The organism is Streptomyces sp. NPDC002156, from assembly GCF_053593675.1.
Genome location: NZ_JBSFDA010000062.1, coordinates 1 through 26,340, shown reverse-complemented (window position 1 = coordinate 26,340; position 26,340 = coordinate 1). Strand labels below are relative to the sequence as shown.

Annotated in this window: 22 protein-coding genes; 12 read left to right on the top strand and 10 right to left on the bottom strand. The window is 70.8% G+C overall.

Annotated features, from left to right (window positions below):
- Positions 1–43 precede the first annotated feature (43 nt).
- Positions 44–574, top strand: coding sequence for a GbsR/MarR family transcriptional regulator (locus ACWCRB_RS24440; protein ID WP_450998068.1), 531 nt, complete (start codon positions 44–46; stop codon positions 572–574).
- On the opposite strand, the gene ACWCRB_RS24435 is transcribed toward ACWCRB_RS24440, so the two are convergent.
- The 4 genes from ACWCRB_RS24435 to ACWCRB_RS24420 form a co-directional block, all read right to left on the bottom strand.
- Entirely contained in the window at positions 571–1,377 is an 807-nt protein-coding gene (locus ACWCRB_RS24435) for an ABC transporter ATP-binding protein (protein WP_450998067.1), read from the bottom strand. The two genes, ACWCRB_RS24440 and ACWCRB_RS24435, sit on opposite strands and share 4 nt — an antisense overlap.
- Positions 1,374–2,438, bottom strand: a complete 1,065-nt coding sequence (locus tag ACWCRB_RS24430) for a FecCD family ABC transporter permease (RefSeq protein ID WP_450998066.1) — start codon at positions 2,436–2,438, stop codon at positions 1,374–1,376. Before ACWCRB_RS24430 ends, ACWCRB_RS24435 begins: the two co-directional genes overlap by 4 nt.
- Positions 2,435–3,358: a FecCD family ABC transporter permease gene (locus ACWCRB_RS24425; RefSeq protein WP_450998095.1), complete on the bottom strand. Its 924-nt coding sequence runs from the start codon at positions 3,356–3,358 to the stop codon at positions 2,435–2,437. The genes ACWCRB_RS24430 and ACWCRB_RS24425 overlap by 4 nt, the downstream gene beginning before the upstream one ends.
- A 68-nt stretch (positions 3,359–3,426) precedes the next feature.
- Entirely contained in the window at positions 3,427–4,479 is a 1,053-nt protein-coding gene (locus tag ACWCRB_RS24420; RefSeq protein ID WP_450998065.1) for an iron-siderophore ABC transporter substrate-binding protein, read from the bottom strand.
- Positions 4,480–4,698: 219 nt separating this feature from the next.
- Here ACWCRB_RS24420 and ACWCRB_RS24415 point away from each other — a divergent pair, with 219 nt between their 5' ends.
- From ACWCRB_RS24415 to ACWCRB_RS24365, 11 genes are all read left to right on the top strand, one after another.
- Positions 4,699–7,617 carry an aminotransferase gene (locus ACWCRB_RS24415; RefSeq protein ID WP_450998064.1) on the top strand — a complete coding sequence of 973 codons (2,919 nt, stop codon included), beginning with the start codon at positions 4,699–4,701 and terminating at the stop codon, positions 7,615–7,617.
- Positions 7,618–7,623: 6 nt separating this feature from the next.
- Positions 7,624–8,646 (top strand): LacI family DNA-binding transcriptional regulator, encoded by a 1,023-nt coding sequence (locus ACWCRB_RS24410; RefSeq protein ID WP_389349757.1) that lies wholly within the window; start codon positions 7,624–7,626, stop codon positions 8,644–8,646.
- A 105-nt stretch (positions 8,647–8,751) separates the two neighbouring features.
- Entirely contained in the window at positions 8,752–10,350 is a 1,599-nt protein-coding gene (locus ACWCRB_RS24405; RefSeq protein ID WP_450998063.1) for an ABC transporter substrate-binding protein, read from the top strand.
- Positions 10,351–10,356: 6 nt separating this feature from the next.
- Complete coding sequence (locus ACWCRB_RS24400; RefSeq protein ID WP_450998062.1) at positions 10,357–11,328, top strand: ABC transporter permease; 972 nt, start codon at positions 10,357–10,359, stop codon at positions 11,326–11,328.
- Complete coding sequence (locus ACWCRB_RS24395) at positions 11,325–12,479, top strand: ABC transporter permease (RefSeq protein ID WP_450998061.1); 1,155 nt, start codon at positions 11,325–11,327, stop codon at positions 12,477–12,479. Before ACWCRB_RS24400 ends, ACWCRB_RS24395 begins: the two co-directional genes overlap by 4 nt.
- Positions 12,476–13,462, top strand: a complete 987-nt coding sequence (locus tag ACWCRB_RS24390) for an ABC transporter ATP-binding protein (protein WP_450998060.1) — start codon at positions 12,476–12,478, stop codon at positions 13,460–13,462. Before ACWCRB_RS24395 ends, ACWCRB_RS24390 begins: the two co-directional genes overlap by 4 nt.
- The gene (locus tag ACWCRB_RS24385) at positions 13,459–14,181 is read left to right on the top strand and encodes an ABC transporter ATP-binding protein (RefSeq protein ID WP_450998059.1); all 723 of its coding nucleotides are present in this window, start codon (positions 13,459–13,461) and stop codon (positions 14,179–14,181) included. Before ACWCRB_RS24390 ends, ACWCRB_RS24385 begins: the two co-directional genes overlap by 4 nt.
- Positions 14,178–15,212: a P1 family peptidase gene (locus tag ACWCRB_RS24380; protein ID WP_450998058.1), complete on the top strand. Its 1,035-nt coding sequence runs from the start codon at positions 14,178–14,180 to the stop codon at positions 15,210–15,212. Before ACWCRB_RS24385 ends, ACWCRB_RS24380 begins: the two co-directional genes overlap by 4 nt.
- Positions 15,182–16,282, top strand: a complete 1,101-nt coding sequence (locus tag ACWCRB_RS24375) for a C45 family autoproteolytic acyltransferase/hydolase (protein WP_450998057.1) — start codon at positions 15,182–15,184, stop codon at positions 16,280–16,282. Before ACWCRB_RS24380 ends, ACWCRB_RS24375 begins: the two co-directional genes overlap by 31 nt.
- Positions 16,267–18,042, top strand: coding sequence for an MOSC domain-containing protein (locus tag ACWCRB_RS24370; protein ID WP_450998056.1), 1,776 nt, complete (start codon positions 16,267–16,269; stop codon positions 18,040–18,042). Before ACWCRB_RS24375 ends, ACWCRB_RS24370 begins: the two co-directional genes overlap by 16 nt.
- Positions 18,043–18,106: 64 nt before the next feature.
- The gene (locus ACWCRB_RS24365; protein WP_450998055.1) at positions 18,107–19,348 is read left to right on the top strand and encodes a MalY/PatB family protein; all 1,242 of its coding nucleotides are present in this window, start codon (positions 18,107–18,109) and stop codon (positions 19,346–19,348) included.
- 9 nt (positions 19,349–19,357) lie between these two features.
- On the opposite strand, the gene ACWCRB_RS24360 is transcribed toward ACWCRB_RS24365, so the two are convergent.
- The 6 genes from ACWCRB_RS24360 to ACWCRB_RS24335 form a co-directional block, all read right to left on the bottom strand.
- On the bottom strand, positions 19,358–22,444 hold the full coding sequence (locus ACWCRB_RS24360; RefSeq protein ID WP_450998054.1) for a glycoside hydrolase family 18 protein: 3,087 nt from the start codon (positions 22,442–22,444) through the stop codon (positions 19,358–19,360).
- Between the two features lie 135 nt (positions 22,445–22,579).
- Complete coding sequence (locus ACWCRB_RS24355; RefSeq protein WP_450998053.1) at positions 22,580–23,299, bottom strand: alpha/beta fold hydrolase; 720 nt, start codon at positions 23,297–23,299, stop codon at positions 22,580–22,582.
- 167 nt (positions 23,300–23,466) lie between these two features.
- Positions 23,467–24,648 (bottom strand): cytochrome P450, encoded by a 1,182-nt coding sequence (locus ACWCRB_RS24350; RefSeq protein WP_450998052.1) that lies wholly within the window; start codon positions 24,646–24,648, stop codon positions 23,467–23,469.
- 54 nt (positions 24,649–24,702) lie between these two features.
- Positions 24,703–25,806 (bottom strand): NAD(P)/FAD-dependent oxidoreductase, encoded by a 1,104-nt coding sequence (locus ACWCRB_RS24345; protein WP_450998051.1) that lies wholly within the window; start codon positions 25,804–25,806, stop codon positions 24,703–24,705.
- The gene (locus ACWCRB_RS24340; RefSeq protein ID WP_450998050.1) at positions 25,803–25,997 is read right to left on the bottom strand and encodes a ferredoxin; all 195 of its coding nucleotides are present in this window, start codon (positions 25,995–25,997) and stop codon (positions 25,803–25,805) included. The genes ACWCRB_RS24345 and ACWCRB_RS24340 overlap by 4 nt, the downstream gene beginning before the upstream one ends.
- A gap of 89 nt (positions 25,998–26,086) precedes the next feature.
- On the bottom strand, positions 26,087–26,340 hold a 254-nt coding region (locus tag ACWCRB_RS24335), incomplete at its 5' end, for a response regulator transcription factor (RefSeq protein WP_450998049.1).

The following is a 26,340-nucleotide window of genomic DNA, read 5'->3' as shown; positions in this document are numbered from 1 at the left end:
TCCCTAGGCTCCCCGGAAGATCATGTGCCGGGGAGGCAGAGCAGTGGAACCGCAGGACGGCGGGCCGAAGGGCGAGATGGACGAGCGGGCCGGGGAGACGTTCCCGGACTGGTTCATCGAGAGCTTCGCGGACTACTGGCAGAGCATGGGGTCCTCGCGCATCGAAGGACGGATCGCCGCGTATCTGATGGTCAGTGACGCGGCCGAGGGCGTGTCGGCGGAGGAGCTGGCCGAGGTGGCCGGAGCCAGTCGCGGTTCGGTGTCGACGTACACCCGCAGTCTCATCGCGGCGGGATTCGTCCGCCGGGTGCGGCGCCCCGACGACCGTGCCCACTACTACGTCATGGACGAGGACGTCTGGGGCGGCTTCCTGGACAAGGAACAGGGCTATCTCCGCAGCCAGCGCGACCTCGCCGCGCGAGCACTGGCCGGGACCGTCCCCGGAGGCCCCGCCCACCAGCGCATCCGCAACATGCGGGACTACCTGGGCTGGCTGCTGGAGGTACAGCAACTGCCCGCCGCCTGGCGCAGGTACAAGGAGGAGCGGGACGGCCAGGAGGGTCAGGAGAGTTAGACGCCCCGGGTGTGGTGTCTGCCCACGGGCAGGACCAGTGGGGCGCCCGACACCGGGTCCTCGATGACCTCGGCGCGCAGGCCGAACACGTCCGCCACGGTCCGCGGGGTCACCACCTCGGCCGCAGCGCCCGTCGCGTACAGGGCGCCGTCCTTCACGGCGACGAGGTGATCGGCGTACCGGGCGGCGAGGTTGAGGTCGTGCAGGACCATGACGACGGTCGTGCCCCGGTCGCGGTTGAGGTCGGTGAGCAGGTCGAGGACCTCCACCTGGTGGGTGACGTCGAGGTAGGTGGTCGGCTCGTCGAGCAGCAGGACGTCGGTCTCCTGGGCGAGGGCGGTCGCGATCCACACCCGCTGGCGCTGTCCGCCGGAGAGTTCGTCGACGGGACGGTCGGCGAGGTCCAGTACGCCCGTCGCCGTCATGGCGCGTGCCACCGCCTCGTCGTCGGCCGGTGTCCAGCGGCCCAGCAGTCCGTGGTGCGGGGTGCGGCCACGCGCCACCAGGTCGGCCACCGCGATGCCCTCGGGCGCCGTGGGGGACTGGGGCAACAGGCCCAGCGCGCGGGCCACTTGACGGGTCGGCGTGCGGTGGATGTCCTTGCCGTCGAGCAGCACCGACCCGCGCTCGGGGGCCAGCAGCCGGGCCATCCCGCGCAGCAGCGTGGACTTGCCGCAGGCGTTCGCGCCGACGATCACGGTCACCGCGCCCGGCGGGACCCGCAGGTCGAGGCCGTCGACGACGATCCGTCCGGCGTAACCGAAGCGGGCCGCCTCGACGGTGAGGGTACGGGTGGCGCTCACAGGACTCCTTCGGCACGACGGGCAAGGCGGGTACGGCCGGGCCGGGCCAGCAGCCACAGCAGGCAGGGCGCGCCCAGGGCTCCGGTGACGACACCGACGGGGAAACGGGTGTCGAAGGCGAACTGGCCGATGAGGTCGGCGGCCAGGACGAGGACCGCGCCGGTGAGCGCGGCCGGCAGCAGCGGTGAGCCGTTGCCGCCGGTCAGCCGTTGGGCGACGGGCCCGGAGAGGAAGGCGACGAACGCGATGGGGCCGGTCGCCGCGGTGGCGAGGGCGGTCAGTCCGACCGCGCCGAGCACGAGGGCCAGCCGTACGGTCTCCACCCGGGTGCCGAGCGCGCGGGCGCTGTCGTCACCGAGCTGAAGCGCCGTCAGCGGGCGCTCCAGCGCCAGCAGTACGGCCGACAGCGGCACCACTCCGGCGGTCAGCGGGCCCACCCCGTCCCAGAACGCCGAGCCGAGGCTCCCGGTCAGCCAGCGCATCGCCTCCTGCACGTCCCAGGCCGGCGCCCGCAGCAGCAGATACGAGGTCACGCTGTTGAGGAGCGCGCCCATCCCGATGCCGACGAGCACGAGCCGCGCGCCGAGCACCCCTTGACGGTAGGTGAGCAGGTAGATCACGAGGGCGACCAGGACTCCCGCCGGTACGGCGACCACGAACACCGCCGTGCCGCCGAGCCCCAGCACGATGATCGCGAACACGGCCGCCGCACTCGCCCCCGACGTGATGCCGATGACGTCGGGACTGGCCAGCATGTTCCGCAGCAGCGTCTGGAAGGTCGCCCCGGCCAGCCCGAACGCGAACCCGGCCAGCAGCCCGGTGAGCGCCCGCGGCAACCGCAGCCGCCCCACCGTGAAGGAGGCGCCGGGCACGGTCTCACCGAGGACGACGCGCAGGGCGTCGTAGGGGGAGTAGACGGTGTGACCGACGCACAGGCTGATGACGAACAGTGCGGCGAGCACCGTGACCAGGCAGGCGATGACCACTCGTCTACGGCGGACCCGGCGCCGTCGGCCGCGACGGATCACCTCGACCCCAGTGGCCCCGACGGTCTCGCTCACAGCTCACGCACCTTCTGCCGCCTGGCAACGGCGATGAACACCGGCGCCCCGATGACCGCCGTCACGATGCCGACCTCCATGTCCTCGGGCCGGGCCACCAGACGGCCCGTCACATCGGCGAGGGTCACGAGGGCTGCCCCGGTGAGGGCGGACAGGGGCAGGACCCAGCGGTTGTCGGGGCCGGTCAGCAGCCGGACCATGTGCGGGACGACCAGGCCTACGAAGCCGATGGGGCCCGCCGCCGCAGTCGCGGCCCCGCACAGCAGGACAGCCCCGAGAGCCGCCAACAGGCGGGTACGGGCGACGTGTTGACCCAGACCGGTGGCCAGGTCGTCGCCGAGCGCGAGCGCGTTGAGGCCCCGCGCGGAGGCCAGGCTGAGCACGAAACCGGCGGCAAGCAGCGGCAGCACCTGGAGGATGCCGTCCGCCGACGCCCCGCCCACCCCGCCGATCTGCCAGAACCGGAAGGTGTCCACCACGTCGAGACGCGGCAGCAGCACCGCGCTGACCAGTGAGGACAGCGCGGCCGTGACCATCGTCCCGACCAGCGCCAGCTTCACCGGCGTCGCACCGCCCCGCCCGCGCGAGCCGATCACGTACACGAGCACGGCCGCCGCACCCGCCCCGCCGACCGCCAGCCACATGTACTGCGCGGGTGTGCTGATGCCGAGGTACGCGATGCCGTAGACGACCGCCAGCGCGGCACCGGCGTTGACCCCGAGGATGCCCGGGTCGGCCAGCGGATTGCGGGTCAGGCTCTGCATCACCGCGCCGGCCGTGCCCAGCGCCGCGCCGACCAGCAGCGCGAGCCCCGTACGGGGGACACGCTGCCGGACGGCGGCCCGGGCGAGGGAGCCGTCGTCGCCGTGCACGAGGGCGGCCAGCGCGTCGCCGGGGGAGACCGTCCGGGCGCCGAACATGACGGACAGCACGGCGGCCACGGCGACCAGCAGCACACAGGCCGCCAGCCACAGCGACGAGCGCGCTCTCACTTGAGGTTGGCCGCCGCGTCGGCGAGCAGACCGGCGTACTCGTCGGTGGTGGCCGGGATGGTGAGCGCGGTGGGCGGGGAAAGTGCGGCAGCCAGCTCGGAGTTGTCCTCCAGGACGACGACTGCGCCCTTGGCGATCGCCGGGATCTTGCCGAGCAGCGGGTCCTTCTGGAGCCTCGCCAGGAGCTTGTCGTCGCCGTAGGTCACGAAGATGTCGACGTCGTCGAAGACGTCGGCCTTCTCCGCGCTGATGGTGGAGTAGAACTCGTCGGTCTTCGCGGACAGGTCCGTGAGGCTGTCCGGGTACTTCATGCCGAGGTCGACGGAGAACTGGTTCCGGGCGTCGTGGGTGGTGTAGTAGCCGACCGTGCTGAAGTCCTTGGGGTCGATGTAGCCGACCAGCGCGGTACGGCCCGCGATCGTGGGGTGGCTCGCGGCCGCCTCGTCGATCGACTTCTCCAGGCTCGCGACGAGCGCGTCGCCCTCCGAGGCGAGGCCCAGCGCCTCGGCGTCGAGCCGGACGGTGTCCCGCCAGGTCGTGCCGTACGCGGTGTCGGGGTAGGAGACGGTCGGGGCGATCTCGCTGAGGGTCGTGTAGTCGGCCTTGGACAGGCCGGAGTGGGCGGCGAGGATCACGTCCGGGCGGGTGTCGGCTATCGCCTCGAAGTCCAGGCCGTCGGACTCGTCGAACAACGCCGGGGTGTCCGCCTTCAGCTCCGTGAGCTTCTTCGTGGTCCACGACAGCACGCCGTCGCCGTCCTGGTCGCCGTACGTCTGCTTCGGAATGCCGACGGGGACGACCCCGAGGGCGAGTGCGGCATCGTGGTTGCTCCACACGATCGTGGCGACGCGCGTCGGCTTCTTCTCGATCACCGTCGTACCGAAGGCGTGCTTGATGCTCACGGGGAAGGCGGCGGCGGACGCCGAGGAGGATGCCTCCGACGAACCGGCGGAGTCGGAATCGGAGTCGGAGTCCGCACAGCCGGTCAGTACGAGCAGGGCGGAGGCCGCGCAGGCGGCCAGGGTTCTTCCGAGGGAGGGGACTCTCATGACGCCATCCAGGAGGTGCGAGTGGCCGCTGAGCGGCGGGGGCGAGGTGAGGGTAGCCTTACCAACCCCAAACTTTCAATTTTTTTGAAATGTCCCCTCATGGTATTGACGCTCCGGGATGTCGGATCTACGTTTGCCGGAACGTTCCGGCATGCAAGTCACGCGCTACGCCGGAGACATGCAAGGCAAGAGACACACGCAGGAGAAGCGGTGCCACCCATGGGTCTTCCCTCCACCGACTGGCTCGTCGAGCCGATCGCCCAGGTCGACGAGGCCGACGTGCTCGCGCTCCTCGCCGAGCGGTTCGGGGTGTGTGGGACGGTCCAGTCGCTGGGCAGCCAGCAGGACCAGAACTGCCGGGTGCGCACCGACACCGCCGAACACGTCCTGAAGATCGCCAACCCGGCCACCGTCCCTGCCGCCCTGCGCGCACAATGTGCGGCCATCGACGAACTGGCCTCGGCGCTCCCGGAGTTGAGGCTCCCGCGGGCCAGGCCCGGCGTCGACGGCGACCGGCTCCAGTGGCTCACCGTCGACGGTTCGGAACTCGCCTGTCTGCTCCTGGACTTCGTCCCCGGCGAGCCGATCATGGACAGCCGCTACCTCGCCCCGTCGGTCGTCGCCCGGCTCGGCGGTATCGCCGGACAGGTCGCCGCCGCCCTGGCCGGTCTCGACGCCGCCGAGCCGGACCGGGTCCGGCTGTGGGACCTGCGCAACGCGCTCACGGTGGTCGAGACGCTGGCCCCGCACCTGCCCGACCAACTCCGTGCCCAGCGCGTCCTACGGGCCGCCCGCGCCGCGCACGCCCTGGTCGGGCCGTACGCCGACGGGCTGCCGACCCAGGTCGTCCACGGTGACATCACCGACAACAACGTGGTCTGCGAGGCTGCCCCCGACGGCCGCCCCCTGCCCGTCGGCGTGATCGACTTCGGCGACCTGGGCCTCGGCTGGACGGTCGCGGAACTGGCCGTCGCCTGCACCTCCGTCCTGCACCACCACGGGGCGGGCCCGACGTCCGTGCTGCCCGCCGTGCGCGCCTTCCACGCCGAACGCCCGCTCGGCGACGACGAGATCGCGGTGCTCTGGCCACTGCTCGTGCTGCGCGCGGCCGTCCTGGTGGTCAGCGGCCAGTACGACGTGAGGCTCGACCCGGACAACGACTACGCCTCGGCCGCGCTGGACCGCGAGTGGACGATGTTCGAGGTCGCGACGAAGGTCCCGGCACAGGTGATGACGGCACAACTCCGGGACGCGCTGGGCCTGTCGACGACCCCCGCACCGCTCACCGGCGACCGCCTGCTGCCCGCCCTCCCGGACGCCGTACCCGCCCTCGACCTGTCGGTGCTCGCCGACGATCTCCACACCGGCCGCTGGCAGGACGCAGACGTCGAACAAGCCCTTGCCGCCTCGCTGTTGACGGACCATCAGGCCGTACGAACCCGGCACGGCGAGTACCGGCTGACCCGCACGACCGTCGACACCGAGACCCTGCCCGAGACCTGCGCGCTCGGCGTGGAGCTGTACGTCACCGGCCCGCTGGAGGTACGGGCGCCCTGGGAGGGCACGCTAACCCGGGACGCCGACTGGGTGGTGACACTCCGTCAGGACAACGGCCCCGACCTGATCCTGGACGGCCTCGACACCGGCCCCCTGCCTGCCGGCCCCGTCAAGCCCGGCCAACTGCTCGGTACCGTCGCCGACCACGACGGCCCCCACCGGCTGCACGTCCAGCTCTCCATGCTCCCCGGCCTGCGCCCACCGCGCTTCGCCACCCCCGAACTCGCCGCCGGCTGGCTGGACGTGTGCCCGGACCCCACGGCACTCCTGCTCGCCACCGCTCCCGAACCACCCGCCGGGGAAACGGAGTTGCTGGAGCGCCGAAACAACTCTCTCGCCACCGTCCAGGAGCACTACTACGAGGCCCCGCCCCGCATCGAGCGCGGCTGGCGTCAGCACCTGGTCGACACCCGGGCCCGGGGCTACCTCGACATGCTCAACAACGTGACCGTGCTCGGCCACGGCCACCCCGCCCTGAGCGACGCCGTCCACCGCCAGTGGCAACGGCTCAACACCAACTCCCGCTTCCACTACGCCTCGGTGGTCGAACTCTCCGAACGGCTCACCGCACTGCTCCCCGCCGAACTCGACACCGTGTTCCTGGTGAACAGCGGCTCCGAGGCGGTCGACCTCGCGCTCAGGCTCGCCTGGGCGACGACCGGACGGCAGGACGTCGTCGCCGTCGAAGAGGCCTACCACGGCTGGACCTTCGCGAGCGACGCCGTCTCCACCTCCGTCGCCGACAACCCCAACGCCCTGTCCTCGCGCCCCGATTGGGTGCACACGGTCGCCGCGCCCAACACCTACCGGGGCCGCTACCGGGGCGAGGAGGCCTGGCGCTACGGCCCCGAGGCCGCCGCCCGGATCACCGAACTCGCCGCCGAGGGCCGCGCACCCGCCGCCTTCCTGTGCGAGCCGTACTACGGGAACGCCGGCGGCATGGCCCTCCCCGACGGCTACCTGAAGCAGGTCTACGAAGCCACCCGCGCCGCAGGCGGCCTCTGCATCGCCGACGAGGTGCAGGTCGGCTACGGCCGGCTCGGCACCCACTTCTGGGGCTTCGAGCAGCAGGGCGCCGTACCGGACGTCGTGACCGTCGCCAAGGCCATGGGCAACGGACACCCGCTCGGCGCGGTGATCACCCGACGCGAGATCGCCGACGCCTACCGCACCCAGGGCTACTTCTTCTCCTCCTCCGGAGGCAGCCCGGTCAGCTCGGTCGTCGGCCTGACCGTCCTCGACGTCCTGCGCGACGAGGACCTCCAGGCCAACGCCCGTGACGTGGGCGGCCACTTGAAGGAACGGCTCGTCGAACTCGCCGACCGGCACCCGCTGATCGGCGCCGTGCACGGCTCGGGCCTCTATCTGGGCGTGGAGTTCGTGCGCGACCGTACGACCCTGGAGCCCGCGACCGAGGAGACGGCCGCGATCTGCGAGCGGCTGCGCGAACTCGGCGTGATCATGCAGCCCACCTCCGACCGGCAGTGCGTGCTGAAGATCAAACCGCCGCTGTGTCTGACCCGGGACAGCGCGGACGTGTTCGTCGCCGCTCTCGACGACGTCCTCACCCACGGTTGGTGACCCGCCATGTCGACCAGGATTCCTGACCTGCCACCCGGACCCGACGCGCCCACCATCGCCGACGTGGCCAGGGAGGCCGCGGTCTCCAAGACCACCGCGTCGGACGCGCTGCGCGGCCACGGCCGGGTCTCGGGACCCACCCGCAGGGCCGTCCTGGAGGCGGCCGAGCGGCTCGGCTACGCGCCCAACCGCACCGCTCGCAGCCTGCGCACCTCGGTCACCGAGACCATCGCGCTGCACATCCCCGAGTTCCTGACCAGCGCCGAGTACTACATGTCGTTCGTCTTCGGCGTCGCCGAACAGGCGGCCCGCGCCGGACTCAACGTCACCCTGCTGTCCTCCGGACACCTCCCGCACCGACGCGGCACAATCCCGCAGGTCGACGGCCTGGTGCTGTGCGACCCGATGGCCGAGGACCCGTTCGTCGAGCAGCTGATGAGCAGCGGACTGCCGGTCGTCACGGCCGAGCGGTACGTCGGCGACCGTGAGCCCACCGGGGTCGTACGGTCCGACCACGACGCGTCGATGACCGAACTCCTCGACCACCTCTACGCGTCCGGCGCCCGCCGCCCGGCGTTCGTCGCCTCGGACACCACCGGCGACTGGGCCCTCACCCTCCAGCGGACCCACGCCCGCTGGTGCGCCGAGCACGGCCTGCCCGAACTCGTCAGCAAGGAGCCGTTCGGCTCCCCGCCCCACGTGCTGCAGGCCGCCGTACGGCAACTGCTCGCGCGGACGCCGGACATCGACGCGATCGTGTGCGCCGCGGACGGCGCCGCCGCGGCCGTACTGCCCGAACTGCGCGCCGCCGGACGCACGGTGGGCCAGGACCTGCTCCTCGCCTCCTGCGTCGACAGCTCCGCCATGCGAACGGCGGAACCCCCGATCACCGCGGTCGACCTCCGGCCGCGGACCATGGGCGCCGAGTGCGCCCGGCTGCTCTGCGAGATTCTCTCCGGCGAGACACCGCGGGGGACCGTGCGTCCCCTTCCCATCGACCTCCACTTCCGCGCCTCCACCTCTGCGTAGGCGTTCTCCGAAAGCGTCACAGGAATTCCGTGTCACCCCAACCGCCAGTTCTCTCACCGTAATTGCCGGAACGATCCGGCAAACTCTCCGAAAGGAGGAGCGAGAATGCGAAGATCAGCACTCCTCGTCGCCTGTTCCGCCGCTCTCTCGGCCGCAGTGACATCCTGTTCCGCACCTGCCACGACCGATGCCGGCGCCGCCGGCAAGGCGTCGAAATCCGGTTACCTCGCGGAATCCGACACCTCTCTGAAGGGCACCGGACCGCTCACCGTCCAGCTCGACTACGACTCCGTGGAGGCCGGCGGTCTCGACCCGCAGACCGCCGCCACCGCCCGCTCCTGGTCGATCGAGTCCCTCGTCTACGAGCCCCTCGTGACCGTCGACCCCAAGTTCGGCATCGAGCCTTTGCTGGCCAGCTCCTGGAAGCAGCCGAACGCCACCACCTACGTCTTCACCCTCCGCAAGGGCGTGACCTTCTCCAACGGCCGCGCGCTCACCCCCGCCGACGTCGTCGGCAGCATCCAGCGCCTGCTGAAGTCCAAGGCTGCCTACGCCGCCCAGCTCGGCCCGGTGAAGTCCGTGCAGGCCACCGGCGCGGACCAGGTGACCGTCGAACTCACCAAGGCCTACACGCCGTTCCTCGCCGCGCTCGCCAACACCCCTGCCGCGATCCTCCCCATGAAGGAGATCGACGACGGCTCGCTGGACCCGCAGAAGGAAATGCTGGGCACCGGCCCGTTCGTGGTGAAGGACCACAAGCAGGACCAGTACTGGAACTTCACCCGCAACTCGTCCTACCGCGACACGAAAAACATCCGTATCGGCGACCTGAAGATCGAGATCGTGCCGCAGGAAGCCGCCCGCCTCGCCGCCCTGCGCAATGGCAGCGCGGCATTCGTGAACTTCAACAACGTCGACTCCATGGACCAGTTGACCGGCACGAAGAACGCCAAGGTCGTCAGCCAGACCAACAGCGACTTCTATTACCTGATCCAGAACTCGAAGAACCCCGACTCACCGCTCGCCGACGAGAAGATCAGGTTCGCGCTGAACAGCGCCCTGAACCGGACCGAGATCGCCTCCGTCGCCCTCGGCGGCCAGGCACAGCCCACCGGCGTCACCCCGAGCGTCCTGCCCGGCGCCTGCGACCCCGCGAAGCTCCCCGCCACGAGCGGCGACACCACCGCCCTCAAGAACATCGGCACCCTGCGCCTCGCCGTGTACACCTCCGAGCCCGCCGTCGGCCAGATCGCCCAGGTCATCCAGCAGCAGCTCGCCGCCGCCGGGGTCACCGTCAAGATCCAGAAGTACGACGACACCACCTACGGCGCCAAGGTGTTCGGAGCCAAGCCCGACTTCGACCTCGCCATCGGCTGGTTCGCCGGCTACGTCGACGCCTCCATGGTGTCCCGCTGGTGGAACCCCGTCATCGCAGGCTTCTCCGGCACCTTCCTCAACGACGACAAGACCCTCGACGCCCTCATCGACAAGGCCGCGAGCGAACCCGACGGCAGCGCCCGCACCAAGACCCTCGCCGACCTGTGCGCCCGCGTCGACACCGCCGCCCAGATGCTGCCCCTGGTGACCCGCCCCTCCGTCATCGGCTACCGCACCGACCAGGTCAGCCCCACCCTGCGCGCCGCCGAGGGTTACGGCAACTTCCTGCGGGACCTCACCTCCTACACGCTCCCGGGCGCGAAGTAGCCGGCCATGGACCACATCCGCTGGCTCCTGGGCCGTACCGTCACCGCCGCCCTCACCCTCTTCGGCGCCTCGGTGCTGATCTTCGCGGCGGTCCGCGCCATGCCCGGCAGCTACACCGACCTCGTCCTCGGACCGCTCGCGAGCCGCGCAGAGAAGGCGGAGGCCGCGGCCCGCTTCGGCCTCGACCGGCCGGTCGTCGAGCAGTACGGGTACTGGCTGCGCAATGCCGTCCAGGGCGACTTCGGCACCTCGCTCGCCGCCCGCACCCCGGTCGCCGCCGAGTTCGGCGACCGCCTCCCGGTCACCGTCACCCTCACCGTCCTCGCCCTCCTCCTCACCGTCGCCGTCGGCGTCCCGCTCGGCGTGTACACCGGCACCCGGGACGGCGGCGGACGCGGGGGAGTCCCGGGCCGGCTGGTCAGCGCCTTCGGCATGAGCCTGCCGGAGTTCGTCCTCGGCAGCCTGGTCGTGTTCCTGTTCACCCGCTACAGCCTGGGCCTGACCGTCGGGACGTACGTCCCCTGGTCCCAGGACCCGCTCGGCTCCGTCGGCTCCCTGATCCTGCCCGCCTGCGTCCTCGCCGTGTTCTGCGTCGCCGCGACCGCCCGCACCACCCGTGACGCGGTGCTCGGCGTGCTGGTCGAACCCCACATCGCGGCGGCGGTCGCGCGTGGCGAACCGAAGGGATTCATCGTGCGCCACCACGTCCTGCGCAACGCGGCGGTCCCCGTCCTCACCCTGGTGGCCACCCTCAGCGCCTACCTCCTCGGCGGCACGGTCATCGTGGAGCGCCTCTTCAACGTCCCCGGCCTCGGCTCGTACCTCGTCGACGGCCTCGACCGCCGTGACTACGCGGTGATCCAGGCGGGCGTGCTCCTCGCGGCGACCGTGTTCATCACCACCAACCTGCTGGTGGACCTGGTCAGCGGGCTGATCGACCCACGGATCGGCACGGTCGGAAAGGAGGCGACGGGATGAGGAGGAAGGAACTCAGGGCCCGCCCGACCCGGAACCCGGAGGCCAACCCGGCCGCGCGAACCGCCGGGACGGCGACTCCGGGCGCCGTGTCGGCCGCACTGAACGCCGCCCCGACGGCTCCGGGTGCCGAGTTGCCTGCGCCGGACGCCGCCCCGACGGCTCCGGGCGCCGTGTTGCCTGCGCCGGACGCCGCCCCGACGGTCCCGGGCGCCGTGTTGCCTGCGCCGGACGCCGCCCCGACAGCCCCGGGCCCCGAGTCGCCCGCGCCGAAGTCCGGCGTGGCCGCCTCGGGCGGATACCTCCCTCGCCGTATCCGCCGCGCGGCAGCCATGCGCGGCTACGACGGCCTCTTCCGCGTCGCCCTGTGGGTGCTCGTCGCCCTCGTCCTCGTCACCCTGATCGGACAACTCGCGAGCCTCGGAGGCCGCCCCGACGCCATCGTCGGCCCGCGCCTGCAACCCCCGGCCGCGAGCTGGCCCCTGGGCACCGACAACCTCGGCCGCTCCCTGCTTCCCCGGCTGTTCCAGGGCGTCGGCACCACCCTCCTGCTGTCTGCCCTCGCCGTCACCTGCACGGCGGTCATCAGCACGGCCCTCGGCGTCCTCGCCGGCTACCGGGGCGGCCGTACCGCCGAACTGATCCTGCGGATGGGGGACGTGCTCTACGCCTTCCCCGCCATCGTCCTCGCCGTCCTGGTCGCCGCGGTCCTCGGCCCCGGCCGTACGGCGGCCCTCGCCGCGATCGTCCTGGTGACCGTCCCGCTGATGACCCGCATGGTTGGCATCGCCGCCCGCGCGGTCGCCCGCCGCGAGTTCGTCACCGCCGCCCGGATCAGCGGCGTCCGCGCCCCGACGATCATGCTCCGGCACATTCTGCCCAATGTCGCCGGCACCGTCGCGGTCCAGGGCACCTACGCCCTGTCCGTCGGCATCCTCGTCGAGGGCGGCCTCAGCTTCCTCGGCTACGGCGTCCAACTCCCGGACGCCTCCCTCGGGTTGCTCATCCAGGAGGGCGGCCTCTACATGGTCGGCGCGCCCTGGCTGATCGTCGCCCCCGGAGTCGTCCTGATCGCCGCCATCATGGCCGTCAACCTCATCGGGGACAGCCTGCGCGACCGCTTCGAACCCCGAGAGACGAGGTCGCTGGTATGACGACACCGTTGCTGGAGATCGAGGACGTCGTCGCCGAGTACCGCACCGGCAAGCGCGTCGTCCGCGCCCTCGACGGCGCCTCCCTCACTGTCGGCCGCGGCGAGACCGTCGGCATCGTCGGCGAGTCCGGCTCCGGCAAGTCCACCCTGGGCCTGCTCGTCGGACGCCTGCTGCCGAAGGCCACCGTGTTCCCGCGCGGCCGGGTCCTGCTCGACGGCGAGTCCGTGCTCGACATGCCGCCCGACCGACTCGCCCGACTCCGGCGCGACCGGCTGGCGTTCGTCCCGCAGGACCCCGTCGGCGCCCTCGACCCGACCCTGCGCATCGGCCGCCAGCTGCGGCTCGCCCTGCGGGCCACCGAGGCGGACCCGGCCGTCCTTCTCGACGGCGTCCGCGTCAACGACCCCGAACGCGTCCTGCGCCTCTACCCGCACGAGATCTCCGGCGGCATGGCCCAACGCGTCGTCGTCGCCATGGCCATGGCACGCAAACCCGACCTGCTGATCGCCGACGAACCCACCGCCGCCCTGGACACCCAGGTCCGCGAGGAAGTGCTGCGGCTGCTGTTCGCGCTCGCCGCCGAGAACGGCACCACCGTGCTGTGGCTCAGCCACGACCTCGGCGGAGTCGCCCGCCACTGCGAGCGCATCGCGGTCATGTACGGCGGCCGCGTCGTCGAGGACGGACCCACCGCCCAGGTCCTCACCGCACCCCGACACCCCTACACCGCAGCCCTGTCCGCCGCCGACCCCGCCCGCGCGAAGGACGGCACCCGCCTGCTCACCATCGGCGGCACCCCACCGGTCCTCACCGAGGACACCCCCGGCTGCGTCTTCTGCCCGCGCTGCCCATCGGCCGCCGACGACTGCCGTACGACCCGCCCGACACCCCGCACGGTCGAGGATCGGACGCTGCTGTGCCACCACCCGGCCACGGCAGCTACTGCACCGACCGCGCGACCGGCGAAGGAGGAGGCCCGATGAGTGAACCGGTCCTCGAACTGGACTCCGTGTCCGTCGTGTTCAAGAAACTCACCGCGGTGAAGGACGTCAGCTTCCGCATCGCCGCCGGCGAGACCCTCGGCCTGGTCGGCGAGTCCGGCTCCGGCAAGACCACCACGGGATCCGTCGCCCTCGGCCTGCGCCGCCCCACCTCCGGCACGGTCCGCTTCCCGTACGGCGGTCGCCGTACCCGCGCCGGAGAGGTCCAGGCCGTCCTCCAGAACCCCCACTGGTCCCTCAACCCCCGCCTGACGGTGGCCGATTCGGTCGCCGAACCCCTCGCCGCCGCCCAGGGCGGCCGACTGCGCACCCACCACCCGGCGGTCCTGCGCATCCTCGACCAGGTCGGCCTGCCCGCCTCCTTCGCCGACCGGCTCCCGCACGAACTCTCCGGCGGCCAGCGCCAACGCGTCGCCGTCGCCCGCGCGTTGATCACCCACCCCAAGTTCATCGTCCTCGACGAGGCCGTCAGCGCCCTCGACGTGTCCGTACAGGCGCAGATCCTCAACCTCGTCCACGACCTCCAGACCGAACACGGCTTCGGCGCCCTGTTCATCTCCCACGACCTCGCCGCTGTGCGCTACCTCGCCCACCGCGTCGCGGTCATGCGCGCCGGGGAGATCGTCGAACTCGCCGACGCCCACCGCTTCTACGCCACCCCGCAGCACCCCTACTCGCGACAGCTCCTGGAGACGCTATGACGCTCACCGAGCACACGGCACCGGCCGCCCGGATCATCCCCCCACCGTCCTTCGGCCCGGCCAAGAGCAACGACGACTTCGACCTCGTCCCGCAGCCCAGCCCCGGCCGAGGCACTGTCGAGTACGACTTCCCCGGCGTCGAGGTCGGCACCGCCCAGTACACGGAGGGCCCCACCGGCACCACCGTCGTCCATGTCCCGGCCGGCGCCCGCATGTTCATCGACGAGCGCGGCGGCGCCATCGGCCTCTCCTACGGCGACAAGCAGTACGCCCACGCCATCTGCCTGTCCGGCGGCTCGCTCTACGGGCTCGGCGCCTGCGCCGGGGTTGCCGACGAACTGCGGGCCCGCGTGGACCACCAGGTCGGCTGGGACGCCCTCAAGTGCGTGTCGGGCGCGATCATCTACGACTTCGCGGCCCGCGGGAATGCCGTGGTCCCCGACGCGGCCCTCGGCCGGGCCGCCCTGCGCATGGCCTCGACGGACCGGATCGCCGTGGGCCGGGCCGGTGCCGGGATCAGCGCCTCCGTCGGCAAGATCGACTACACCCGCTGCGAGTTCTCGGGCCAGGGCGCCGCCTTCCGGCAGATCGGCGACATCAGGATCCTCGCCGTGACCGTGGTCAACGCGGTCGGCGTGGTCGTCGACCGCGACGGCACCGTGATCCGCGGCAACTACGACCCCGCCACCGGCACCCGCCGCCTGCCCCACCTCGACTACCAGGCCGCCTTCGCCGGCGACGGCCCCACCACCGCGCACGGCAACACCACCATCTCCGCGCTCATCACCAACGTACGGCTCGACGACCGGGCCCTGGAACAGTTCGGCAGACAGGTGCACGGCTCCATGAACCGGGGCATCCAGCCCTTCCACACCAACCTCGACGGCGACACCCTCTTCACCCTCACCACCGACGAGGTCGACCTGCCGACGACCCCCTCCCGGATCGGCGCCCACGCCATCAACTCCGTGGGCCTCGGCGCCATCGCGGCCGAGGTGATGTGGGACGCGATCCTGAGCAGCTCCCGGTGATCGCCCGCCACCACACCGACACCGCAGACCCGGCGGAACGCGGCCACACCGTCGGCACCGCCGACCGGGCCCGCATACGCAGGAGCATCACCGAGTACCGGCGGCTCTTCGAAGCCGTACAGGTCGATCCGGGCGTCCTCCCGTCGTACGGCGAACAGGCCGCCGAGGAGATACGGCGCTGGGCGCCCGCCCTGCACACCGAACTCGTCGCCCTGGCCCGGGGCGCGGGCGTGGAACTGTGGCAGCTCGGGATACTCAACGCCCGCACCGAGATCCTCGCGACCGTCGGCGCCACCGCAGACGGCGAGTGCACCACCGCCGTGTACGTCGGCGGCCCGGGCGCCCCGCACACCATCCAGACCTGGGACTGGCACGAGGAGTTCACCGACACCAAGAACCTGGTCCGGCACCGGACCGGCCGGACCGGTGAGGTGCGGACCTTCACGGAGGCCGGCATCCTCGGCAAGATCGGCCTCAACTCGGCAGGCCTCGGGCTGCACTTCAACATCCTCAGCCACACCGCCGACGGCGCGCGCATCGGCGTCCCGGTGCACATCGTGGCCCGCAGGATCCTGGACGAGGCCGCCACCCTCGCCGAGGCCGTCGACATCGCGCGGTCGGCGGACGTCTCCGCGTCCACCGTCCTGACGGTCGTCGCCCACGACGGACGGCACAGCGACGCCGTGTGCGTCGAACTCAGCCCGGCCGGAACCGCCGTACTGCCCCCGGACAGCGACGGATACCTCCTGCACACCAACCACTTCCTCGATCCCCGCCTCGCTACCGGGGAGCTGGCCGCACCCACCGCAGGAACCTACGCCCGGCTCGAACACCTCACCGCCCGACGGAAGTTGCTCGCCTCACCCGACCCGGCCCGCTGGACCGAGCTGCTCGACGTCCACGAGAGCGACGGCGCCCCGGTGTGCTGCCACCCGCAGCCGGGACTGCCGTTCCACCAGCAGTGGCGCACACTCCTCACGGTCCGGCTGGACCTGGCGGAGGGCCGGCTGAGCTGCCACGACGGCGGTCCCTGTACGGCGGGGGAGGAGTCGGCGTGGGAGCACTTCTGACGGCCGTGTACCGGTACCCCGTCAAGGGACTGCCGGGCCAACCACTGTCCCATGCCGAGCTGACGGTCGGTCAAGGGCTGCCGCTGGACCGTGCCTTCGGACTCTCCGAGGGCGCGGTGCCGGTCAAGGCGAACGCGAACGGCTGGATCTCCAGCGAGGTCCTGCTGCGCCTGCGCAAGCATGCCGAACTCGGCGCCTACGGGCTGACGTCGGAGCCGGACGCCCTGCGCCTCACGGCCCCCGACGGCCGTGAGCTGCGGATCGCCCTGGACGGCGGCGACCTGAGGGAGACCGACGAGCCGATCCGTGACCTGCTCGGGCCGGTCCGCCTGGAGCGCCCCGGCGCCGCGCTGTGGGACTGGCCCGACGCACCCCTGTCCGTCATCAACCTCGACACGGTGGAGGCGCTCGCAGAGGCGGCCGGAGTCCCGGTCGACCCCCTCCGCTTCCGGGCCAACCTCCACATCTCCGGCCTCGGCGCCTGGCACGAACTGGAGTTGCCCGGACAACGGGTCCAACTCGGCGCGGCGGAGCTGGAGTTCACGTTCCCGACCGAGCGCTGCCGCGCCACCACCGTCCGCCCCGGAACAGGGGTGCGCGACCTGAACGTCCCGGCGCTGCTGGCGTCCCGCTTCGGGCACCTGTACTGCGGGGTGTACGCCCGGGTCGTGCGCGGGGGCCGGATCGAGGTGGGGGACCGGCTCGTGTGCTGGGGGAGCGCACCCGCGATGCCTCGGTACGCCGCCCGTCTGGCCGAACCCGGCCGCCCCCGGCGGGCCGAACTGATCGGGCGGACCGAGGAGAGCCCCACGGTCACCACCTTCGCCTTCCGCGAGCCTGCCGGGGCCAGGTGCCGCCCCGGCCAGCACCTCCGCCTCCATCTCACGGACGAGGAAGGCCCGTTGTGGCGCTGCTACACCCTCACCGGGGCCTCCGACACCGAACTGCGTATCAGCGTCAAACGGATCGCGGACGGCCGCATGTCCCCCTGGCTGCACGCCCTGCCGCTCGGCTCGCGCGTGCTCCTGTCCGGCCCGTACGGCACCGAGCTGACGACCGACGCCTCCTCCGACCGCCCGCTCCTGCTCGCGGTGGCGGGCATCGGAATCACCCCCGTGCTCCCCGTCCTCCGCGACCTGCTGGACACCGCCCCCGAACGCCCGGTCACCGTGCTGAACGTCGTCCGCAGCAGCGCCGAGACCCCATTGTGGGAACCGGTGCTCGAACTCCTCGCGAAACTGCCTCACTCGACGGCACGGCTGTACGTCACCGACCCCGGGGCCGAACTGCCGTACGGGGCCCGGCCCGGCCGTCCCACCACTGCGGACCTGTGTGAACTGGCGGCGGACGGGTCGGTGGAGGCGTACCTCTGCGGCCCACCCAGCTTCGTCGACACGGTGCGTACGGCACTGCTGTCCGCCGGTGTCCCGGGCGACGCCGTCACCGACGAGCGCTTCCTGTCGCCGAGCCCGGTGTCCCTCGACGAACGGCCACCGCCCGAGCCCGGCCCGTTCACCGTGGAGTTCACGGCGAGCGGCACGCGGGCTACCTGGACCGCGGACAGCGGCACGCTCCTCGAGACGGCCGAAGCCGCAGGCCTCAAGCTGCCCTCGGCCTGCCGCGCGGGAGCCTGCGGAAGCTGCCGCCAGCGGATCACCGGCAAGGTCGCACACCTCAGCGAACCGGCCGTGCCACTGGACGTCGACCAGGCGCTGCTGTGCTGTGCCGTGCCGGTCGGAGACGTCGAGGTGCATGCGTGAGCGCGAGCGGGTCGGGACCGAAAGAGGCGGATTTCCTTCAGGCCCCTTCGCGTATTTTGGCCGCATGGACACCTCTCCGCGAGAAACTCCTGTCCCCGACGGCTCGAACCCGCTGCGCAGCCTCTCCCTGGAGCAGCTGAGGAAGCGGACGAGCATGAAGTGGCGCACCTACCCGGACGACGTGTTGCCGTTGTGGGTGGCCGAGATGGACGTGCCGCTGGCCGAGCCGGTCGCGCGGGCCATCACGGACGCGGTGGCGCTCGGGGACACCGGATATCCGGCCGGCACGGGATACGCCGAGGCGCTCGCGGAGTTCGCGAGCAAGCGGTGGGGCTGGGACGGCCTCGCGGTGGAGCGTACGGCGATCGTGCCCGACGTGATGCTGGGAGTCGTCGAGATGCTCAAGCTGGTCTCGGGGCCGGGTGATCCGGTGATCGTCAACTCGCCTGTGTATCCGCCGTTCTACCAGTTCGTCGGGAACATGGGCAGACCGATCGTGGAAGCCCCGTTGGGCCCGGACTTCCGGATCGACTTCGCGGCGCTGGAGGAGGCGTTCGGGCGTGCCGTGAAGGGTGGTGCGCGGCCCGTGTACCTGCTGTGCAGCCCGCACAACCCGACCGGCACCGTGCACACCGCCACCGAGCTGGCGGATGCCGCGCGACTGGCCCGGACGTACGGTGTGCGCGTCGTCGCGGACGAGATCCACGCCCCGCTCCTGGCCGGGGGCGTGCGGTTCGTCCCGTACCTGACCGTGCCGGGTGCCGAGAACGGCCTGTCGCTGATGTCGGCGTCGAAGGCCTGGAACCTCGCGGGACTCAAGGCCGCCCTCGCCGTCGCCGGGCCCGGCGCGTCGGACGACCTGGCCCGCATTCCCGAAGAGGTCAGCCACGGCCCCAGCCACGTCGGCGTCCTCGCCCACACGGCCGCCCTGCGGGACGGCGGGGACTGGCTCGACAGCTTGCTCGCGGGCCTCGACGACAACCGCCGTCTGCTGGCCGACCTGTTGGCCGAGCATCTCCCGGCCGTGCGCTGCGAACCGGCCCAGGGCACGTACCTGGCGTGGCTGGACTGCCGAGCACTGGACCTGTCCGGGGACCCGGCGACCGTCTTCCTGGAGCGCGGCCGGGTCGCCCTCAACTCGGGAACGGGCTTCGGCACCGGGGGAGCGGGCTTCGTACGCATGAACCTGGCGACCTCCCCGGAGCTCATCACGGAGGCGGTCCGCCGGATGACCGTGGCCCTCCTCGACGGCGGGGGCGCTGCGCAACACACTGGCGGCGCCCCCGCGTTGCAACCCGAACAGTGACGCCCGAAATCAGGTCGGGTCTGTCTCCAGGTCCTCTCGCGTGGCCAGCTCGCCGGCTGCCCACATCTCGCGGGCGCGTTGCAGGCAGTCCTCCTCGGACTCCACGTCTTCCGCCAGTTGAAGACCGATCCTGTTGTTGATCTCGTCCGCCCGGTTGTCCGCATCGGACCCCGGGCGGCCACGCTCGTGCGCGTCGCCCATCGCCACGGCGAAGTCGTGGCCCAGCCTCTTCTTGAGCAGACACTGCCAGTACACATGGCGCACGGCGTTCTGTTCCTCCGCGTCCGTCATGTGTTCGACGATCTGGAACACCCTGCGGTGGATCCCGAGCCAGTGGAAGAGATTGGCGGGGTACTTGAGAATGACCTGGTACTCGTCGTAGGAAATGTTCTTCCCGACCAGGTAGCGGTACTTTTCGAGGGCGGGGAACCCTTCTTCCTTCAGGTCCTTCATCACCTTCGTCAGGATTCCCGCGACTTCCGCCATGTTTCGTGAGACGGAATCAATGGCGCCCGAATTGGAGAACCCCAGCCAGCCGACTCCGGTGACGGCCAATATCAGGGCTCGGGTGGCGATACCCAGCGGGAAGGGGACCAGGAGCGTGATCGCCGCCACTCCCAGGAATGCCGCGACCTGGCCCACGCTGATGTCCCGGGGCTCGATGTCGCTCCATTTACTGAGTTTCTGCCAGGTCTCCACCATGGAGTCGAAGACGTCCGCATTCGGAACGGTGTCGCATTCGCAGCGGAAATCGACGCCGCTCGGGACGTTCATGTGCATGGTCCAGTCGCCCGCTTTGGGATCCTTGACGATCAGGCACCGCACCGAGGAACCGGACATCAGGACGAACTGATTGCCGTCCTCGACGGCCTGGTCGTAGGTGGTCCCGTCGGGGTCCTGGAGGGTCATGACGACCCCCTCGGGGAAATCGAGCGATTCGCTGTCCCGAGTGATCACCGAGTAGAGGTAGGGCGTCCCCTCCCCGACGGTCATCGTGGTCGTGAGGTTCACCTGTGCCACGTTGGGCTGGGTGGGGAAGTCGTCGATCAGGCAGTAGGAGCAGTCGTTGGGCCCGGCGGCCTGCGTCACGAGCGAGGGCATGGTGCTCGACTCGTCACTGACGTCGAAGAGGCCGTAGAGGCCGGTGACTCCCTGGTCGTCGATCTCCGTCGGCTGGTCGAAGTACTGACCTGCGACGAGCGCCGGAGTCTGCCTCGCGCCGGCCTTCCAGTCGTCACTGAGCGACAGGCCCCACAAGCGCGAGCGATACCGCGTGAACCCGGACGGCGCCCCGTCCTCCGTCTCCATGTGACCCCAGTACCAGGCCGGAACGTCGTCCGATTCCACGACGTCGAACTCGCCCCAGAGTCCCAGTGCCCCCTTGTCCACGATGCGGGTCGGCCGGTTGAAGTACTGCCTCCTGATCACCGCCGGCGAGCGTTTGGCGACGGACACCCAGTCGTCTCCGTCGGGGATGTTCCACAGTCGGGCCGAGAACTGCCGCACACCGGACCGGATGATTCCGTCGTCCTGGAACTGGAGGTAGTCGGTCGCGTGGCCCAGGAACCCGATGGAGTCCCACAGACAGTGGCTGGCCACCGGGACCGGCGGGTTCGTGACGGGCGAGGGCTCGGGGTTGCCGGAGGCGCGGTAGAGGGCCTTGATGATGCTCTTGCCGTCTTCCCAGACGTCATTGGAGAGTTCCCAGATGATGACGCCCTGGGCTCCCACGTCCTTGAGGAAGTTCAGTTTGGTGACGGCGGTGGCCGGGGTCTCGAAATAGATGTTGTGGGCGTACGGGTAGTCGCCCGGAGGCAGGGGCTCGCCGAGCGCGGGCCGGAGTGTGGTTCCGGGAGTCTTGATGCTCGCGCTCGCGGCGTTGTGCGCGTCCGGGAACGCGTCCAGGATCTCCTTGTACCGCAGCGTCTTGTATCCCGGGGGCACCTCCCCGGTCAGGTCGTCCGGATCCTTCGCGGCGGTGAAGTCATAGCCGTAGATCGGCACCCCGGCCGCGATCTTGTCGCGGGCGACACCGTGCCCTGTCCCCTGCCAGTTCACGAAGAGCGGGTTCGACCAGTACCAGAGGGAGTCCTCCACCGACCCGATCGGGTTGTTCTCGATGTTGTCCGCGCCCGAGGACGAACCGCCCGTCCGGGGCCCCGGCCAGCCGCCCTGCTGTTCGGGAAGGTACGACTCCTGGTAGACGTCCGCCTCGCGTACGTCCGCGGTGTCCTCCCCGCGGATCTTCAGCAGGGCGGTGTGCGGGCCCACCGGAGACCGGTCCCACGACCCGGTCAGGTCATAGGTCATGACCCCGAGCCAGTCGACGTGGTCCGCGACCGCCGGGTCGTAGTTGTTGCCGTACCACGACGTGCCGAAAATGGCCGCCGAAACGATTTTGCCGGGCATGGCCTGCTTCAGTTTCTGAGCGAACAGCGTCAGACCCCGCCCTGCGGGATGCGGTCCGTCGCTCTTCAGCCGGCCGCCCTGGTCCGGCTCACCGGGTTTGCCCCACCAGCACTCCAGATCGAGGTCGACGCCGTCCAGGCCGTTGGCGGTGACGAAGTCGGCCACGTTTCGCACGGCCTGGTCGAGCTGCGGGGCGGCGGGATTGTTTCCCACCGCCGTCATCAGGTCCAGGAAGGCGTAGTCGTTCGCGCCGCCCAGCGCGACCATGATCTTGGTGTCGGTCAGGTTCCCGGCGATGACGACATCCGGGAGAATCGTCTTGATCTCCGCCAGCGACGCGGAGTCGAACTCGCCGAGGCTGCTCTGGCTGAACGTCAGGAACGCGATGATCCCGTGCGTGATGTACTGATACATCTCGCCATTGCCGTAGTCGAATCCCTCGGCTTTTCGCCAGGTGGGTATGTAGGCGATGACTTTCGCCTGCTGGACCGGCGTATGGGCGCTCTGGTCGTACAGCTCGTCGAAGAACCGCCAGCCATTCGTGTTGGCGTCGCCGACCCCCGGCTCCGAGGCCCAGAAGGCGGCGCGGAAGATGTTGCCCTTGTACTTGGTGACGGCTCCTGCCTGATATCCCTCGGGTTTCGAAACCCATTCGGGGACATCGGGGTAATCCGAGGAAACGCCCATGGGAAACTCACTTCTGATCGATGACCGGGATGACTCGAGGGTACGGATCGACGGGGACCGCAGGGGAGGCGCGAGGGGTCGGTGTTGCGCCAACTTGGTCTCAGCCGGTGAGCCCTTTCAGCGAGAGGTCGAGGATCAGTCGGCGCCGAGCTGCAACAGGATCTCGGCCACCGCCGTCGGTGCGGTCACCATCAGGTCGTGGCCGGAATCGACCACCCACGTCCGCTCGTTGCCGGCCAGAGCCTCCGCGGTGCCGGGCGGGGCCATGGACAAGGACGACGTGGTGTGGACCTCGGTGCGGGGGATCCGGGTCAGGGCCGCGGGATCCTTCAGCCGCAGTGGCTGCTCGAAGCACTTCCACGGATGGGGCGTGAGCCTGTCCCACATCCACGCGACGTCCCCGGGCTCGGTGATCCCGTAGTACTTGACGGCGTCGGAGTCGGGCCACAGCACCAGTTCCACACCGTCCACCACCCGGGACCCGGCCCGGGCCGCGGCCATGAGCTCGCCGGCCACCTGGACGAGGGACTGCTCGTTCTCGGGAATCGCGGCGTCGAGGTAGACGAGGTGGGCGATCCGCTCGGCTGCCCGGTCAGCGACTCCGGTGATGACCATCCCGCCGTAGCTGTGCCCCACCAGGATCACATCGGTGCAGTCCTCGTACCGCAGGACACCCACGACGTCCGTGATGTGGGTGTCCAGGTCGATGTCCGGGCGCAACAGATGGGCACGCTCGCCAAGGCCGGTCAGCGTCGGCGTGTACACCTCGTGCCCCGCCGCCCGTAGCAGGGGTGTCAGCCGCTGCCAGCACCACCCGCCGTGTCCGCCACCGTGTACCAGGACGTACGTCGCCATCTCCGCCCTCGCTCCCCGTCGAACAACGGACACTCGCCCGGGCGCCCTCATCGAAGCACACCGGCGAGAACTATGCTAGGCGTGATTGAGATTGCCATTCTCGACTGTGTGTCACGGATCGAGTAAATGCCCACCCGGTCATCTCCGGGTGGGCATCGGTCCGCTCGTCAGGAGACCCGTACCGGCAGAGTCCGGAAGCCGCGGGTGATGTTGTTGAGGGCGCGGACCGGCTCACCGGTCAGTTCGATGCGCTGCACGCGGGCGGTCAACGCCTTGAGGACGGCGTGGACTTCGAGACGGGCCAGGCCCTGGCCCGCACAGCCGTGGTTGCCGTAGCCGAAGGCGAGGTGGTCGACCGGGTTGCGGGTGACGTCGAAGCGGTCTGGGTCGGGGAAGTGCCGTTCGTCGCGGTTGGCGGCGCCGTAACTGTGCAGGACCCGGGCGCCGGACGGGATCACGACCCCCTCACCGAGATCGACGTCGCGGGTGGTGACCCGGGAGAAGACCTGGATGGGGCTCTCCACGCGGACGATCTCGTTGAACGCGGAGGGCACCAGCGACGGGTCCGCGCGCAGCAGGTCCCACTGCTCGGGGTGACGGGCGAACAGCCACATGCCGCTGGAGATCGCCGAGATGGTGGTGTCGAAGGCGGCCACCACATAGCCGGCGAGCAGACCGATCGCGCCCTCGACGGGTATCCGGCCCGCCTTGTGGGCCTCGATCATGGTCCAGCCGAAGCCGCCCGGGACGAGGTTCTCCTTCGTCACGACCTCGGCGAGAAAACCCATCAACGCCTCGACCTTCGGCACGGCGGCCGCCGTACGCGGGCAGACCGGCCCGGAGGAGTCGAACCACCCGGCGGCCATGTCGAGCAGCTGGTCGCGACCCTCCTGCGGCCAGCCGATCAGATCCATGATCACGTGCACGGGGAGGTCCTGGGCCAGGTCGGTGACGGCGTCGAAGGTCCTCCGAGCCACCAGGTCGTCCACCAACTCCTCGGCGCGCTGGTCGATGCTCTCGGCGACCGGTCGCAGCGCACGCGGGGAGAGCCGGTCGGTGAACAGCTTGCGCTGCTCGGTCTGCGCGGGCGGATCCATGTTGATCAGGGCGCTGGCCCAGGCCTCGTTGAAGCCGGGGTTGAGGCCGATGCCCTGCCCGGAGGAGAAGGTCTCCCAGTCGCCGAGAGCCGAACGTACCTGGTCGTAGCGGGAGATGAACCACAGGCCGTGCCGGCTCAGATGCACGGCAGGACCCAGATCGCGCAGCGCCTTGTACTGCGGGTAGGGGTCGGCGAGCGTCTCGTCGCTGAACAGGTCGACGTCGGAGGACAGGGGCGTGGCGATGGTCATGACGATCTCCTTTGATCGTGGCCTGAGATGGGCTGAGATGGGTGGCAGAAGGTGTTACGCGGCGAGCGCGCGCAAACGGGCCACGGGAATACGGTGGTTGAGGGCGGCGGCCACCGGGCGCGACGCATGGTCCCAGCGCAGGAGCGCGGACAGGTCGGAGACCGAGCCCTTCAGCACGGTGGGTTCCCCGGCGGCCGGCAGCGTTCCGGCGAGCTTGACGGCCAGGCCGAACGCCTCGGTCCAGAAGTACGGTTGAGGTGTGTACGGCGGTGCTTCGTCGCCGTGCAGCAGCGCGGCGACACCGGCCCTGGCCTGGCCGATCGCGCTGTCCCAGTGCGGCGTGCGCCGGAAGCGCCCGTCGCCGGTGGGGAAGGCGGCGACATCACCGACGGCGACGACGTCCGGTGCGCCGGCCCGGCAGCGCTCGTCGACCACGACCCCGCCGAGCAGGGACAGCCCGGCCCCCTCCAGCCACTCGATGTTGGGGCGGCAGCCGACGGCGGTGACGACGAGATCGGCCTCCAGCCGTCTGCCGTCGGCGAGTTGAGCGCCGTACCGCATCGGGGTGACGCCGCTGGGAGAGACGACGGTCCGTACGCCGTGTTCCCGCGTGGCCCGTTCGAACAGCTCGGCCAGGTAGGGCCCCAGCGTGGCCACGAAGGGTGCCTGGAGGTCGACGACGGTGACGTCGAGCCCGAGTCCGGCGGCGACGGAGGCGATCTCCATACCGAGGAAGCCGCCGCCGATCACCAACAGGCTCCGGGCTCGGGCGAGTTCGGCGCGCAGACGCAGGGCGTCGTCCAGGGTGCGCAGGACGAGCCCGTGCTCTCCCAGTGTGCGGGCCCGCGCACCGGTGGCGATCACGAGTCTGTCGTACGGGATCTCCTCGCCGCCCTCGACCCGCACCCGACGGGCGTCCACGTCCAGGCCCGTCGCCCGGGTTCCGGTCAGGACGTCGACATCGCCGCCGAGCTGGGGCAGCGCGACCGATGCGGCGTCCTCGGTGCCCTTCAGCACGCCCTTGGAGAGCGGCGGCCGGGTGTACGCCTCCCGGGGCTCGTCCCCGACAAGCGTGATTGCCCCGTCCCAGCCCTGGTGCCGCAGTTCGTCGACGGCCGTCACTCCGGCCAGCGAACCGCCGACCACGACCGCCCTCACTGGCCGACCCTCAGAGCCGCCACGGGACAGGCCCGGGTGGCAGCCTCGGCCTTCTCGGCCAGCTCGCCGGGGATCTCGTCCAGCAGGACGGTCACGACCCCGTCGTCGTCGAGCCCGAAGACCTCGGGCGCGGCCTGTTCACAGAAACCGAAGCCGTCGCAGCGGCTCTCGTCCACGTCGATGTGCACCATGCGGCCACGATCGGCCCGGGGGCCCACGGGGGCTATGGGTGGAACTACGGGGTAGGTACCCGGTTGCTCACGGGGCGGGTACTCGGCCGCTAGGGGGTGGGTACGTGGTGTTCCGCCACCCAGGCCGCCACCTGCGCACGGGAGCCGAAGCCGAGCTTGGCCAGGATGTGCTCGACATGGCCGTCGACCGTACGCGGCGACAGGACCAGCGCGGCGGCGATCCGCCGGTTGCTCATCCCCTGGGCCACCAGCGCGGCCACCTCGCGTTCCCGACGGGTCAGCCGGCCCGCCCTGGGCGGGGGCGCCGGTTCCGGCGGGGCGTCGAGCGCGTACGCGATGGCCC